Source organism: Pseudomonas sp. NPDC078416 (assembly GCF_050268485.1).
Classification (GTDB): domain Bacteria; phylum Pseudomonadota; class Gammaproteobacteria; order Pseudomonadales; family Pseudomonadaceae; genus Aquipseudomonas.
This window is the reverse complement of record NZ_JBNNGV010000002.1, coordinates 125,003-137,668: the sequence shown is the minus strand read 5'-3', so window position 1 is coordinate 137,668 and position 12,666 is coordinate 125,003. Positions and strand designations below refer to the sequence as shown.

16 protein-coding genes are annotated in these 12,666 nt (G+C 62.3%); 9 read left to right on the top strand and 7 right to left on the bottom strand.

Annotated features, from left to right (window positions below):
- The first annotated feature begins 107 nt into the window (after window positions 1-107).
- The gene (locus tag ACQKEN_RS04450; RefSeq protein ID WP_427683976.1) at window positions 108-1,040 is read left to right on the top strand and encodes a D-2-hydroxyacid dehydrogenase; all 933 of its coding nucleotides are present in this window, start codon (window positions 108-110) and stop codon (window positions 1,038-1,040) included.
- Window positions 1,041-1,097: 57 nt separating this feature from the next.
- Here ACQKEN_RS04450 and ACQKEN_RS04445 read toward each other — a convergent pair whose 3' ends face one another.
- Window positions 1,098-1,691, bottom strand: coding sequence for a nitroreductase family protein (locus ACQKEN_RS04445; protein ID WP_427683974.1), 594 nt, complete (start codon window positions 1,689-1,691; stop codon window positions 1,098-1,100).
- A 302-nt stretch (window positions 1,692-1,993) separates the two neighbouring features.
- Between ACQKEN_RS04445 and ACQKEN_RS04440 the strand changes: the two genes are divergently transcribed.
- The gene (locus ACQKEN_RS04440; protein ID WP_427683972.1) at window positions 1,994-2,443 is read left to right on the top strand and encodes a YcgN family cysteine cluster protein; all 450 of its coding nucleotides are present in this window, start codon (window positions 1,994-1,996) and stop codon (window positions 2,441-2,443) included.
- A 62-nt stretch (window positions 2,444-2,505) separates the two neighbouring features.
- Here the strand turns inward: ACQKEN_RS04440 and ACQKEN_RS04435 are convergent, their stop codons facing one another.
- The 4 genes from ACQKEN_RS04435 to ACQKEN_RS04420 all read right to left on the bottom strand — a co-directional run bounded on the left by ACQKEN_RS04435 (window position 2,506) and on the right by ACQKEN_RS04420 (window position 4,774).
- Window positions 2,506-2,877: a YgaP family membrane protein gene (locus ACQKEN_RS04435; protein WP_108122086.1), complete on the bottom strand. Its 372-nt coding sequence runs from the start codon at window positions 2,875-2,877 to the stop codon at window positions 2,506-2,508.
- An 85-nt stretch (window positions 2,878-2,962) separates the two neighbouring features.
- On the bottom strand, window positions 2,963-3,451 hold the full coding sequence (locus ACQKEN_RS04430) for an RNA methyltransferase (protein WP_065986778.1): 489 nt from the start codon (window positions 3,449-3,451) through the stop codon (window positions 2,963-2,965).
- Between the two features lie 191 nt (window positions 3,452-3,642).
- On the bottom strand, window positions 3,643-4,017 hold the full coding sequence (locus ACQKEN_RS04425; protein WP_133773052.1) for a YajD family HNH nuclease: 375 nt from the start codon (window positions 4,015-4,017) through the stop codon (window positions 3,643-3,645).
- Window positions 4,018-4,087: 70 nt separating this feature from the next.
- Window positions 4,088-4,774 (bottom strand): spermidine synthase, encoded by a 687-nt coding sequence (locus ACQKEN_RS04420; protein ID WP_427683969.1) that lies wholly within the window; start codon window positions 4,772-4,774, stop codon window positions 4,088-4,090.
- A 111-nt stretch (window positions 4,775-4,885) separates the two neighbouring features.
- Here ACQKEN_RS04420 and ACQKEN_RS04415 point away from each other — a divergent pair, with 111 nt between their 5' ends.
- A complete protein-coding gene (locus ACQKEN_RS04415; protein WP_427683967.1) occupies window positions 4,886-5,173 on the top strand; it encodes a hypothetical protein in 288 nt (95 codons plus the stop codon).
- 15 nt (window positions 5,174-5,188) lie between these two features.
- On the opposite strand, the gene ACQKEN_RS04410 is transcribed toward ACQKEN_RS04415, so the two are convergent.
- Both ACQKEN_RS04410 and ACQKEN_RS04405 read right to left on the bottom strand, forming a co-directional pair.
- Complete coding sequence (locus tag ACQKEN_RS04410; protein WP_427683966.1) at window positions 5,189-5,656, bottom strand: Crp/Fnr family transcriptional regulator; 468 nt, start codon at window positions 5,654-5,656, stop codon at window positions 5,189-5,191.
- Between the two features lie 117 nt (window positions 5,657-5,773).
- Entirely contained in the window at window positions 5,774-7,831 is a 2,058-nt protein-coding gene (locus tag ACQKEN_RS04405; protein ID WP_427683964.1) for a S9 family peptidase, read from the bottom strand.
- Between the two features lie 151 nt (window positions 7,832-7,982).
- Here ACQKEN_RS04405 and ACQKEN_RS04400 point away from each other — a divergent pair, with 151 nt between their 5' ends.
- The 6 genes from ACQKEN_RS04400 (at window position 7,983) to ACQKEN_RS04375 (ending at window position 12,594) form a co-directional block, all read left to right on the top strand.
- Window positions 7,983-8,498, top strand: a complete 516-nt coding sequence (locus tag ACQKEN_RS04400; RefSeq protein WP_427683962.1) for an MFS transporter — start codon at window positions 7,983-7,985, stop codon at window positions 8,496-8,498.
- A gap of 51 nt (window positions 8,499-8,549) precedes the next feature.
- Entirely contained in the window at window positions 8,550-9,323 is a 774-nt protein-coding gene (locus ACQKEN_RS04395; RefSeq protein ID WP_427683960.1) for a class II glutamine amidotransferase, read from the top strand.
- 13 nt (window positions 9,324-9,336) lie between these two features.
- Entirely contained in the window at window positions 9,337-9,861 is a 525-nt protein-coding gene (locus ACQKEN_RS04390) for a DUF2937 family protein (protein WP_427683958.1), read from the top strand.
- A 344-nt stretch (window positions 9,862-10,205) separates the two neighbouring features.
- Window positions 10,206-10,970, top strand: coding sequence for a 5-oxoprolinase subunit PxpA (locus tag ACQKEN_RS04385; RefSeq protein ID WP_427683956.1), 765 nt, complete (start codon window positions 10,206-10,208; stop codon window positions 10,968-10,970).
- Window positions 10,967-11,671, top strand: a complete 705-nt coding sequence (locus ACQKEN_RS04380) for a 5-oxoprolinase subunit B family protein (RefSeq protein ID WP_427683954.1) — start codon at window positions 10,967-10,969, stop codon at window positions 11,669-11,671. Before ACQKEN_RS04385 ends, ACQKEN_RS04380 begins: the two co-directional genes overlap by 4 nt.
- Entirely contained in the window at window positions 11,668-12,594 is a 927-nt protein-coding gene (locus ACQKEN_RS04375) for a biotin-dependent carboxyltransferase family protein (protein WP_427683952.1), read from the top strand. The genes ACQKEN_RS04380 and ACQKEN_RS04375 overlap by 4 nt, the downstream gene beginning before the upstream one ends.
- The last annotated feature ends 72 nt before the right edge of the window (window positions 12,595-12,666 follow it).

The window sequence follows — 12,666 nt, the reverse complement described above, 5'->3', positions numbered from 1 at the left end:
CGCAGGGGTACACCGGACCGTTGCATGCGTCAGACCTGACCGGCTCAACCGAGCGCGGTCCGGAACGCTGCGCGGTCGCATGCCCCGTTTATTCGAGTTTTGAAGCCATGCGCGTTCTGATCGCCGAACACGATTACCCCGTTTACACCGAACTGCTCCGCCAGACGGCCCCCGAGATCGAAGTGTTGAGCAGCGGCAACTCCGCCGAACTGTCAAAAATGGCCGCCGAGGCGCCGATCTGGCTCGGCCAGCCTGACCTGCTGGCCAATCTACTGCGCCAGGGCCACAAACCGAAATGGCTGCAATCGACCTGGGCCGGCATTACCCCGCTGCTGGCTGACGGGCTGTACCGCGATTATCGACTGACCCGCGCCGTCGGCATCTTCGGTCAGGTGATGGCCGAGTTCGTGCTGACCTACATGCTGGTGCACGAGCGTGAGGTGCTGGCGCGGTTGGTCAGTCAGGTCGAGCGCAAGTGGGACAATCGCATGGGCCGTAGCCTCTCGGGGCGCAAAGCGTTGATCGTCGGTACGGGCGACATCGGCCGGCACGTCGCCCAGTTCCTCGTGCCGTTTGGCGTCGAGGTCTACGGCATAGCGTCGAGCGCGCGGGCCGAAGCGCCATTCGTTGAAGTGGCTGCGCTGGAGGACCTGCCGCGTCTGGTGGCCGAGGTCGATTTCGTCATCAACCTGCTGCCCAACACGCCGCAGACCCAGGATCTCTACAACGCCAAACTGTTTGCCCGCTTCAAGCCTACGGCGTTGTTCATCAACGTCGGCCGGGGCACGGCGGTGGTGGATGCGGATCTCGTCGAAGCGCTGAAGGAAGGGCATCTGGCGGGGGCGGTTATTGATGTCTGCCGGCAGGAGCCGCTGCCCCAGCGTCACCCATTCTGGACGGCGTGGGGGCTGTTGCTCACCGGTCACAGCTCGGCGCCGACTTCGCCGCCGGCGATGACCCAGCTGTTCGTGGACAACCTCAAGGCCTATGCGGCCGGTGAGGCGTTGCGCGGAGAAGTGGACTTCGCCAAGGGATATTGAATCCTGTCCTTGTGGGACCGGCTAAAGCCGGTCCCACTGAAACCCAGCGTCCAGCCCTTACAAACTGAAATCCCCCTCAGCCGCCAGCTCAGCCAGCGGCCGACGCGGGCTCGGCGTTTCCCGAGCCTGAAGGTATTCGGCCAGCGTCGATTTATCCCCCAGCTTGCCGATCGCCACGGCCGCATGCACCGCGTAATCCTCCGGAATCTTCAGTGTGGCGCGCGTCAATTCCTGATCGAAACCCGCCATGCCGTGGGTATGCCAGCCGCTGACGCTCGCCTGCAGCGCCAGATATCCCCATGCCGAACCCGTGTCGAAGGTGTGCCACAGCGCCGGTGTTTCTTCAGTCGCGCCGGGGGCGGTGAAGGTGGTTTTGGAAATAATGATCACCAGCGCCGAGGCATGCTGCGCCCAGCCACGATTGAATTCATTCAGCAGGCCGAGAAAGCGCTCCCAGTTGGGTGTGTCACGGCGCGCGTAGAGAAAACGCCAAGGCTGTGAGTTGTACGCAGAAGGCGCCCAGCGGGCCGCTTCAAAAAAGCTCAGCAGGGTTTCCTGCGGGATGCTCTCGCCGCTGAACGCGCGCGGCGACCAGCGCTCGATGAATTGCGGGTCGATGGCGTACTCGGCAACACGGGGATTGGTGCTCATGGATGCGATCCTGAAAGGGAGATAAACCGTCCGCCAGCGGCAGGCAGCGTGAACATTCAGATGGGCCGTGGACGGCAGGCATCGTCGAAAAGGGGCATGGGTGCGGCGCGGGCATTGGTTGCGCTGCCTGCGATGGTCTAACGCTACTGCGCCGCCTCGCTGCTGACAAGCCTGCCGCATTACCCCGCCAAAGCATGTCCGGCCTCATGCACGCGTCGTACCGACAGTCGCCCGTGCTTGGCCCAGCGGACGTGTACCTCTAGACTGGCGGCCTTTCATTGCCCCACAGCTTCGCGAGAACCATGGCCGCCATCGTAGAACCCTTCTGGATACGCAAAACCCTCGAGCAGCTTGATGCAGTCGAGTGGGAGTCGCTGTGTGACGGCTGCGGTTTGTGCTGCCTGCAAAAGCTCGAAGACGAGGACGACGGCAGCGTTTATTACACGCGCATCGCCTGCAAACTGCTGGATCTGAACAGCTGCGCCTGCACTGATTACCCGAATCGCCGGGCCCAGGTCCCGGACTGCATTCAGCTGACGCCTGGAAAAGCTGACGAATTCAAATGGCTGCCGCCCACCTGTGGCTATCGGCTGGTCAGCGAGGGCAAGGACCTGCCCCTCTGGCACCATCTGGTGTGCGGGGATCGGGAACAGGTTCACAAGCAGCGTATTTCTCAGTCCGGACGCATGCTCAGCGAAGGCAGCGTGCCCGAGGACGACTGGGAGGATTACCTGATTTTTCGTGCGGGCTAAAGCAAAAAGCTCGTGAGGCTGTCGGTTCAGCCGTCACGAGCTAGCTTGCAATGCTGCGTCGATCAGACGCCTTTCGGACCTTTCAACGCGTCGACGCCGGTGTCGACAGCATCTTCTACAGCCACTTCAGCCTTGGTCTTCAGCTTGCTCAGTTCGGCGCCGGCTTCTTCGATGCGCGAACGGGCCACGTCCATCTCGCTGCGGCTTTTGTCGATCAGCGCCTTGGCCGAGCAGTGGCCGGTGATGCCACGGGCCAGAACGGCGCCGCCGATTGCCAGTTGCACCAGACCAAAGATCCCGCCGCGGCGTAGGCCTTTGCCCATCATCAGTACACCACCTGCCAGCGAGCCGATGCGCTCCCAGCCCTGTACGTTCTGCTCCGGGTAGTCGTGCAAAGGTCGTTCGATGCGTTCAATGATCGGGGTGTCGCTCATGATGCGTTCTCCGTGAAGGGTAGGGTCCTTAAAACTGACTGTCACCAGAGCAAACTGTTCAATGCGTTTTATCAGCGCCCGGACGTCAGGTGCGATCGGTTTCCCGTCCGAACTGCGGGCCTGAGCGGGTGTTGATGCCTTTGGCCATGCGGTCATAAAGCACGACGTTGACCGTCGCGGCGAGGTTCATGCAGCCCGTCGTGGGGATGTACACCACGTCTTCGCACCAGTCGCGGATCTCTTTATCCAGCGAGCCGTCTTCCGGCCCGAAGATATAGATCGCCCGGTCAGGGTGGGTGTACTCCGGCAGCGCCCGTGCGCCCTCGACCAATTCGACGGCCACCGGCACGCAGCCCAGCGGGATGATCTTGCGCAGGTCATCAATGCCGATCAGCGGAATGTCCTGGTGGATCTTCTTGGTGTCGGTGACGAAATCACGGGCACGCTCGTAGCGCTTGCCGGTGTAGAACACCGACGCTACGCCATAGCAGCCCGCTGCGCGCATCACCGAACCGACGTTTTCCGGGGATTTGGGATTGAACAAGCCGATGCAGGCATAGCGTTTGTTGGCCACGGGGGAGGGTGCTCATCAGAGAAAGCGCGGGAGTATACGGCACACTGAAATCCGTAGGAGCCGGCTTGCTGGCGAACGCGGGGTGTCGGTCGATATTCTGGTCACTGAATCAACCGGTTCGCCAGCAAGCCGGCTCCTACAATCCGCCTTCCATTCGCGCGTCGGCATACGAATGGATTAAACAGGTGGTTCTACTCGTCCTTCTTCATCAACCCCGCCAGCGCAGCGAACGGATTGTGAGTGGCCTTGGCGGTTTTCGGGCTGCTGGTCGAGCTTTCCGAGAAGTATTGCTGATCGGTGTAACGCGAGTGTTCGTTGTCGTGGCAGTACAGGCACAGCAGTTCCCAGTTGGAGCCGTCCTGGGGATTGTTGTCGTGGTTGTGGTCGCGGTGGTGAACAGTCAACTCGCTGAGGCGTTTGCCGGCGAATTCCCGGGCACAGCGGCCGCAGACGTGCGGGTACATGCGCAGGGCTTTGTCGCGGTAACCCATTTCGCGGTCACGTTGGTTGTCGGCGAGGATGCGGTCCAGTTTGGAAGTGTTGGTTGGCGTATTGGCCGAACTCATGGCGTCACCTGTTTCATGTTCTGTTGGCGATGGAGAGCAATGCAGGCAAGTCTAGCGCTTTGCCCGTCGATCAGCCCTTGAGTTTTTCAGCGATCCAGATGGTGTGCCGTGTGCCTTTGTTGCCGTGGGCGTAGACCTTGACCTCTTCGGCTTTGAAACCGGCCTTGCGCAGTTTGTCGCTGAAGGCCGCGTCAGCGCTGGCGGACCACACGGCCAGCACGCCTTTGGGGCGCAATGCGCTGGCGCAGGCCGCAAGACCACCGGTCGAGTACAACCAGCTGTTGGACTTTTGCGTCAGGCCTTCAGGGCCGTTGTCGACGTCGAGCATGATCGCGTCAAAGCCCTGGGGTTCGGCCTTGAGTACCTGAGCGACGTCTTGCACCACCACTTTGGCGCGCGGGTCCTGCAGCGGATTGCCCGATTTCTCGCCCAGCGCGCCGCGGTTCCACTCGACGACGCCGGGCACCAGCTCGGCGACCACCACTTCGCCGTTCTTGCCCAGGTGCTTGAGCGCCGACGCGAGGGTGAAGCCCATGCCCAGCCCGCCGATCAGCACCCGCGGGTTGAGCCGGGACGCGACCTTCTTGCAGGGGATTTCGGCCAGGGCGTCTTCGGAGCCGTGCATGCGCGTGTTCATCAACTGGCCGCCGTCGCCGCCCTGAATCTTGATGACAAAATCTTCGCCGTACTCGAACAGGCACAAGGCGCCGCCGTTATCGGGGATCGGAGTGGTGTCGAGCAGAACAAAACGTTTCATGGATAACTCGTCAAAAGGGTAGGGCCGCATGCAGCGCAATTTGTCAGAGCGCGATGCGTTGCGCAGGAGTAGCCTGAGCGATAAGCGAAAGATTGGCAGGGGAGGCCAACGATGAAGTGCTCCATTCTACTGACGATTGTCATCACTGTGCTCGGCGTGTCGCAAGCGTCTGCCGAGAGCCTGCAACCTGTTCTGACCACGCCCGAGCCCATCGCGGCGTCCGCCGGTTCGCCCGGCACCGCAACGCCAACACCCTACCCCCAAGTGGCACCGCCGGCCGTTCCTCATGCAGGCGGGCAGGGCAACCCGCCATTATTGCCGAAGATTCCCCAGCCAGGTCCGCCGAAGGACGATGAGCCATTGCCGGGCTTGCAGCCGTCGGCCAAGCCCAATCCCTGACTCACCTCGACACTCTCAATCCTGTTGCGCCACCACCTGACCGTCCATCATGCGCAGCCGCTTCGACATCGCGACTGCAATCGTGCGGATGATCTTCGCCGCCACCTTCGGCGCCTCGTTGAGCATCTTGTCCAGGGAGTCCTTGCCCAGGTTCAACAAATCGCACGAGGACGCGGCCACGCACGTGGCCGAGCGGCGTTCGCCGTCCAGCACCGCCATTTCGCCAAACGCTCTGCCGCTGCGCAGAATGGCGGTCTCCACAGGGTGGCCGTCGCTGTTGAGCTTCTGCACCGAGACCGTGCCCGAATGAATGATGCACATGAACGTGCCCGCGTCGCCCTCGTTGAAGATCACGTCACCTTTGTCAATGTTGCTGATGCTGAAGTATCCCGCAGCCGCGGCAAATTCTGCAGGCGTCAGGGCGATGAACAGACCGCAGTCCATCAGCATGTCGCGTATTTCTTTGTTGAGTAATGTAGACATGGCCAGTTCTTGTTGAATGTTTTGAAGGAGTGCTTGAAACGCTGGACCGCCTTCGAAGAGCCCCGGACTTCACGCGTTCGGAGCTTCAAATGTGACCCAACGGCGGCGCAGATTTCGTCAGGCCATGTTCAGCACTTTCAGAATAAATCCGTATTCGAGTGCTACGTCACGTAGTCCCTGATACCGCCCGCTCATGCCACCATGGCCTGCGCCCAATTCGGTCTTGAGCAGCAGCAGGTTATCGTCGGTTTTCAGATCCCGCAGTTTCGCCACCCACTTGGCCGCTTCCCAATACTGCACGCGACTGTCGTTATAGCCCGCGATCACCAGCATGGCCGGATACTGCTGCGCGGTGACATTTTCATAAGGCGCGTAGGCCTTGATCCGCGCATGGACGTCCGGCTCTTGCGGGTTGCCCCACTCGTCGTACTCGGTGACGGTCAGCGGCAGATCGGGGTCGAGCATGGTGTTCAGCACATCGACGAACGGCACTTCAGCGATGGCCGCCTTGAACAGCTCGGGACGCTGATTGACCACCGCGCCGATCAACAGGCCACCGGCGCTGCCACCGCTTATGACCAACTGCTCGGCAGTGGTGATGCGCTCCGCGATCAAGTGTTCGGCGCAGGCGATAAAGTCGCTGAAGGTGTTTTGCTTGTGCTCCTGCTTGCCGTTGCGGTACCAGGCTTCGCCCAGCTCACCGCCGCCGCGCACATGGGCGATGGCAAAAGCGATGCCGCGATCGAGCAGGCTCAGCCGCGCATGGGAAAACCAAGGGTCCAGGCTTTCGCCGTACGCGCCATAGCCGTACAGATACAGCGGAACGGTCTGACCGACCAGTTCGCGCTTGACCACCAGGCTGATCGGCACTTGCGTACCGTCGGCGGCCGTCGCCCACAACCGCTGGCTGACGTAGGCATCGGCGTCGAACACACCCAGTACGGGCGTTTCCTTGAGTACGACCTGTTCCCCGGTGGCCAGCGACAATTGCCGCACCTGCGGCGGACGATTCAGCGATTGATAGCGCAGGCGAATCTTGTCGCTCTCGAATTCAAGGGTGTCCTGCACATACAGGTTGTACGCCGCATCCGGCAGTTGCACGCGATACGCCGGCAGACCCTGCGGATGCACTTCGACGATCGGCAGGCCGCCTTCGCGCAGGCTCAAGGTCAGGCCTTTGGCGTTGAGGCTGAAGCCGTCGAGCATGACCGTCTCGCTGTGGGCAATCAGGTTCTGCCAGTCGCCCCGCTCCGGGATGCCCTTGGCTTTTTCAAGCGCGTGGTACAGCGCAAAGTTGATGCCGTCCTGATTGCTGCGGATGACCCAGCTCCACTTGCCCTCGATCAGGCCGTGGTCCACAGAGTATTCGTGCCCCTCACTGCGCGGCGCCATGCACACGAACGTCTGCGTGGGTGTGTCGGCGTCCAGCACCCAGGCCTCGCTGGTGGTCTTGCTGTCCAGCCCCACGATCAACTGCCGCTCCGAGCTGCTGCGGTAGCAATGCAGGAAGAAGCGCCCGTCCGGCTCGCTGAACACCAGCTCGGCAGATGCTTCCCCCAGCGTATGGCGATACAGCTTGTGCGGACGATGGGTGTCGTCCAGTTCGCCGAAGAACAGCGTCTGGCTGTCGTTGGCCCAGGTCATGCTGCCGTCGCAGTCTTCGAACGGCAGGCTGCTGACCGCGCCGCTGCTCAGCTCTTTGACGTACAGCTGATAAACCTCCTCGCCGCTGGTGTCGAGGCTGTAGGCCAGGCGCTGATGGTCGGGGCTGATGCTGAACGCGCCGAGGGAGAAGAAGCCACCGCCGGCCAGTTCGTTCGGGTCGAGCAACAGCTCCTCAGCGCTTTCGTCGATAGTCTGGGAGTCATCGGCCGGACGCGGGCAGCGGTAGTGACGCGCGTACTCGTCGCCCTCGGTGGTGCGGGTGTAATACAGATACGGGCCCCAGGGGGAGGGCAGCGACAGGTCGGTTTCGAGGATGCGGCCCTTGATTTCCTGAAACAGGGTTTCGCGCAACGGCTGCAGGTCGGCGAGCTGCTGTTCCTGCCAGGCGTTTTCGGCCTTGAGGTAATCGAGCACTTCATCGGTGTCGCGGTTCTGCAGCCAAGCGTACGGGTCGGCGCCGTCAGCCTTGCGGGCGACGGGGGCGCTGGAGGTGTGTGGGGAGGAAGGCATGCTGGGCTCTCTCACGTGGGCTCATCTGAAAAGGATCGGTCGCGCTGCCCGATGCTGGACATACGACAGACCGATAACTGAAGCCGGGGAAGCCGGGCTGGTGAAAAGTCGTTATCATAAGCGCCTCTTTACCTGCCTTACCACGGACGTCATGACCGACAACGACTATCTGATTGCCTGGGGCCTTTACGCGTTCGCTGCGTTGGGCTGTCTGTTGGTGTGGTTCAAGCTGACCGGCTGGATGTGGCGCTACCTGCGCGAACCCTTGCGCGTGATCGGCGCCGTGCTGTTGTTCTGCCCGACAATCGTCGATCCGGCCAAGGACCAATACGCCCCGGCGCTGGCGATCAGCGTGCTGGATCTGGCGCTGAAAGTCGGCAACAACGTCTGGCGCGCCGTGCTCGATCTCGCCACCTACGGCGCCATCGCCCTGGGCCTCTACCTCATCTTCGCCTTGATCCGCTTGCCGTTCCTGCGCAAGAAAAAAGCCCGTCTGGCCCACGCCGAAGCTGCCGCTGCACAGGCCGCCGCCGAGCAAAGGGAACACGACGAGCCTTATGCCGATCAAGGGGCAGGGCGCTTTGCCAGTCAGTCGCCCGCTTCAACGCCAGTGGCTGCGTCAACGCCGGGGCCAAGCGGCCGCTATCGCGTCGAACCCAAACTGTGATCGTGACCGGCATCCTCCCGGACGCGTGCTTCAACGCACCGAGACCTGAGCATGTGTGAACTTCTGGGCATGAGTGCCAACGTACCGACGGACATCGTGTTCAGCTTCACCGGGCTGATGCAGCGCGGTGGTCGTACCGGTCCGCACCGCGACGGTTGGGGCATCGGTTTCTATGAAGGCCGTGGCCTGCGCCTGTTTCAAGATCCTGCCGCGAGCAGCGAGTCCGAAGTCGCGCAACTGGTTCAGCGTTACCCCATCAAGAGCGAAGTGGTCATCGGCCACATTCGTCAGGCCAACGTCGGCAAGGTCTGCCTGTCCAACACCCATCCCTTCGTCCGCGAACTGTGGGGGCGCAACTGGTGTTTCGCCCACAACGGTCAGCTCGCGGATTTTCACCCCGGCGCCACTTTCTATCGGCCGGTGGGCGATACCGACAGCGAAGCGGCGTTCTGCGATCTGCTCAACCGGGTCCGTGAAGTGTTTCCCGAGCCCGTCGAAATCGAGCAACTGCTGCCGACTCTCGTCGAGGCCTGCAACGAATACCGCAGCAAAGGTGTGTTCAACGCGCTGCTCAGTGATGGCGACTGGCTGTTTTGCTACTGTTCGACCAAGCTGGTGCACATCACTCGCCGCGCCCCTTTCGGGCCGGCGCGCCTGAAGGACGTCGACGTCATCGTCGATTTCCAGGCGGAAACCACGCCCAACGACGTGGTGACGGTGATTGCCACCGAGCCGCTGACCGAAAACGAGACCTGGAATCGCTACGAGCCGGGTCACTGGAGTCTTTGGCGCCGCGGCGAATGCGTTGCCGAAGGCTCGGCCTGAAAGAGAGGGATCTATGCTGCGCAGCTATATACGACTGGTGTTGTTCACCGCAGGCCTGTTGATAGGCGTGCAGATTCCAGGCTTCATCAGCGATTACAGCAAGCGCGTCGAAGCGCACATGCTGGAAGCGCAGCAAAGCCTGCGCGGCTATAACGAGACTGCCCAGCGGTTCTTCAATGGCGACGTGCAGGCGCTGATCCAGCATTACCGCAGCAGCGACGACCCTGTGTTCCGCGCCGACGCCGACAACATCAATAATCTGCTCACCCGCAATCAGACCCTTGACCGCGAATGGCTCGCGCTGCAAGGGCCGTGGTATGCCCGCGCCTGGCATGTGCTGACGGACGCGGACACCAACATCCGCACCGAAACCTGGAATGGCTACACCTGGCAGGTGCTGCTGTCGCCGGAAGTGATGGGCTGGGGCCTGCTGTGCGCGCTGCTGTTTTCGCTGGTCATCGAAAGTATTGTGGTGTTCATTGATTGGGTGTTTGTGGGCCGGCATCACGTGCGGTCTGTGGGTCGCGACTGGCGCTGAGGCGAGTTGCCGGCATTTGCTTGATTGAGCAGTGGTCTCGCTGACGCCTTCCCGGCTAAAGCCGGTCCCACTAAAGACCGCGCGTGCCCATTGGGGCTTCCTGACACGCCGCGCACCCAGTGGGACCGGCTTCAGCCGGGAAGGGGCCGTCCCGGTCAGTGAAGATCCCCCGCACCGTTCACTTTTTCTTATCCTCCCCCCGCGCTTTTATTAGTTGGACGCTTCGGCCATTCGCGCCGAAGAATGCCCCCAACGCACAGCCCTGTGTCCCCGCGCTGCCAACCTGACAACCCCGCGCGTACACTCGACCTTCTCCCCGTTTCGTTCGCACAGGAGTCACGCCTTTGAGCCGCCTGTTATTGAATTGTGATATCGGCGAAAGCTACGGCGCCTGGACCATGGGTCTGGATGCCGAGGTCATGCCCTACATCGATTGCGCCAACATCGCCTGCGGCTTCCACGCCGGGGACCCGAGCGTCATGCGCAAGACCGTCGCGCTGGCGCTGGCCAACGACGTCACCATTGGCGCGCACCCGGCTTACCCCGACCTGGTGGGTTTCGGCCGTCGCTCAATGGCCTGTTCGCCGCAAGAAATCCAAGACCTGCTGCATTACCAGATCGGCGCGCTCGACGGTGTTTGCCGCGCCCAGGGCAGCCACGTCAGCTACGTCAAACCCCACGGCGCGATGTACAACGACATGATGGCCAACCCGACGCAACTGCGCGCCGTCATCGAAGCCATCGCCCGCTACAACCCGGAACTGCCGCTGATGCTGCTGGCCATGCGCGACAACGCGGCGGCGCAGGCCATTGCCGATGAATTCGGCGTGACGCTGTGGTTCGAGGCCTTTGCCGACCGGGCCTACGACAGCGTGGGGCGTCTGGTCTCGCGCAACCTTCCCGGCGCCGTGCATCACGATTCGGAAGTCATCATCGCCCAGGCCATGACCTTGTCCCGGGGCGAAGCTTTGATCGCCAGCGATGGCAGCGAGCTGCGACTCCACCCCCACACCTTGTGCGTGCATGGCGACAACGCCAGCTCCATCGACGCGGTCCAGCGCATTCGTCAGGCATTGAACAGCGCTGACGCCGGGCCGTCTGCCCCGTGAACCTGCGCATCGAAGTCGTCGCCATCGATTGCCTGATGGTCCGCCTGTTCGACGCCATCGACGAGGCAAATATGCCGTGGATGCTCGCCGCGACGTTGCGGCTGCGCGAAGGTTTCGCTGCGCAGTTGATTGATCTGGTGCCGTCCTACACCACGCTGATGGTGCATTACGATCTGTTGGCGCTGAGTCCGACACAGGCTCGGGCAATCATTACCGATGCGCTGACCGACCTTGCACCCGACGCAGCCAAAAGCGGTCGGCAGCATGTGTTGCCGGTCTGGTATGACCTCAGCGTCGGGCCCGAGTTAAGCCTGCTATCGAAGCGAAGCGGGGTGTCGGTGGACGAGGTGATTCGCCGCCACAGCCAGCGCGAGTATCAAGTCTTCGCCCTGGGCTTCGCGCCGGGATTCGCATTCATGGGGCTGGTGGAGGAAGTCCTCGCCGCGCCGCGCATCAAGACACCCCGCAAGCGCGTAGCAGCGGGAAGCGTCGGCATCGCTGAACGGCAAACGGCGGCCTATCCACTGGAGTCCCCCGGCGGCTGGAATATCCTTGGGCGTACACCGGCCAAACTGTTTGATCGCGAAATCGACGGCTACAGCCTGATGCAGCCCGGCGATACGGTGCGGTTTGCCGCCGTTGATCACGCCGAGTTTATTCGTCTGGGCGGCGACGACACGCCGCTGGAGGGCCTGGCATGAGCGCGTTGACGGTAAAAAGCAGCACACCGCTGTGCCTGTTGCAGGACGCGGGCCGGTTTGGCGTGCGACACCTCGGCGTCACCCAAGGCGGGGCGCTGGACTGGGTGTCGATGTCGTGGGCCAACAAGCTGCTGAATAACCCGCTGAACGCTGCCGTTATCGAAGTGACTTTGGGCGGCCTGACGCTGCTGGCCGAATCCGACTGCTGCCTGGCGCTGGCCGGTGCTGATCTGGGCGCCATGCTCGATGAACGACCGATTGCGCCGTGGCGCAGCTTTTTCGTGCGCAATGGCCAGCAGCTACGTTTTACCCGGCCCATCACCGGTGCTCGCGCCTATCTCGCTGCGCCCGGCGGATTTGCGGCGCTCGATGTGCTCGGCAGCTGCGCCACCGTCACACGCGAAGGGCTGGGCGGGCTCGAAGGAAGCGGTAAAGCGCTGGCTGAAGGCGATCAACTGACTTATTCAGGGGCGTCATTTGAGCTTCACGCGTTACCCGATCACCTCATTCCCGACTTTTCCGATCAGCGTCCGCTGGACGTGGTGCTGGGCGCACAGATCGGCCAGTTCAGCGGCTTGAGCCTGTTCGATGCGTTCAACAGCGACTGGACCCTCGACAGCCGCGCCGACCGAATGGGCATGCGCCTACTGGGGCCGGAGCTGGTTTATCAGGGCAAACCGATGATCTCCGAAGGCATTCCGCTGGGCGCGATTCAGGTCCCGCCGGACGGCCAGCCGATCATCCTGCTCAACGACCGCCAGACCATCGGCGGCTATCCAAGGCTCGGCGCGCTGACGCCGCTGTCACTGGCGCGGCTGGCGCAGAAACTGCCGGGGAGTGTGGTGCGCATGAGGGCAGTGGTGCAGGACGTGGCGCATCGGGACCAGGTGGAGTTCCAGGATCTCGTCCGCCGTCCGCTGTAGGAGCGTGGCTTGTCCCGCGATCTGCCGGGAACCGGCAGCAATTCGGAAATGCGTTCCGCGTGATGGACGCCA

Bases quoted from the DNA above. Each gene is read 5' to 3' on its own strand.
- ACQKEN_RS04375 (WP_427683952.1), top strand. From the start codon at position 11,668: ATGAGCGCGTTGACGGTAAAAAGCAGCACACCGCTGTGCCTGTTGCAG.
- ACQKEN_RS04435 (WP_108122086.1), bottom strand. From the start codon at position 2,877: ATGAGCGACACCCCGATCATTGAACGCATCGAACGACCTTTGCACGAC.
- ACQKEN_RS04400 (WP_427683962.1), top strand. From the start codon at position 7,983: ATGACCGACAACGACTATCTGATTGCCTGGGGCCTTTACGCGTTCGCT.
- ACQKEN_RS04450 (WP_427683976.1), top strand. From the start codon at position 108: ATGCGCGTTCTGATCGCCGAACACGATTACCCCGTTTACACCGAACTG.
- ACQKEN_RS04415 (WP_427683967.1), top strand. From the start codon at position 4,886: ATGAAGTGCTCCATTCTACTGACGATTGTCATCACTGTGCTCGGCGTG.
- ACQKEN_RS04420 (WP_427683969.1), bottom strand. From the start codon at position 4,774: ATGAAACGTTTTGTTCTGCTCGACACCACTCCGATCCCCGATAACGGC.
- ACQKEN_RS04425 (WP_133773052.1), bottom strand. From the start codon at position 4,017: ATGAGTTCGGCCAATACGCCAACCAACACTTCCAAACTGGACCGCATC.
- ACQKEN_RS04445 (WP_427683974.1), bottom strand. From the start codon at position 1,691: ATGAGCACCAATCCCCGTGTTGCCGAGTACGCCATCGACCCGCAATTC.
- ACQKEN_RS04390 (WP_427683958.1), top strand. From the start codon at position 9,337: ATGCTGCGCAGCTATATACGACTGGTGTTGTTCACCGCAGGCCTGTTG.
- ACQKEN_RS04440 (WP_427683972.1), top strand. From the start codon at position 1,994: ATGGCCGCCATCGTAGAACCCTTCTGGATACGCAAAACCCTCGAGCAG.
- ACQKEN_RS04405 (WP_427683964.1), bottom strand. From the start codon at position 7,831: ATGCCTTCCTCCCCACACACCTCCAGCGCCCCCGTCGCCCGCAAGGCT.
- ACQKEN_RS04410 (WP_427683966.1), bottom strand. From the start codon at position 5,656: ATGTCTACATTACTCAACAAAGAAATACGCGACATGCTGATGGACTGC.
- ACQKEN_RS04395 (WP_427683960.1), top strand. From the start codon at position 8,550: ATGTGTGAACTTCTGGGCATGAGTGCCAACGTACCGACGGACATCGTG.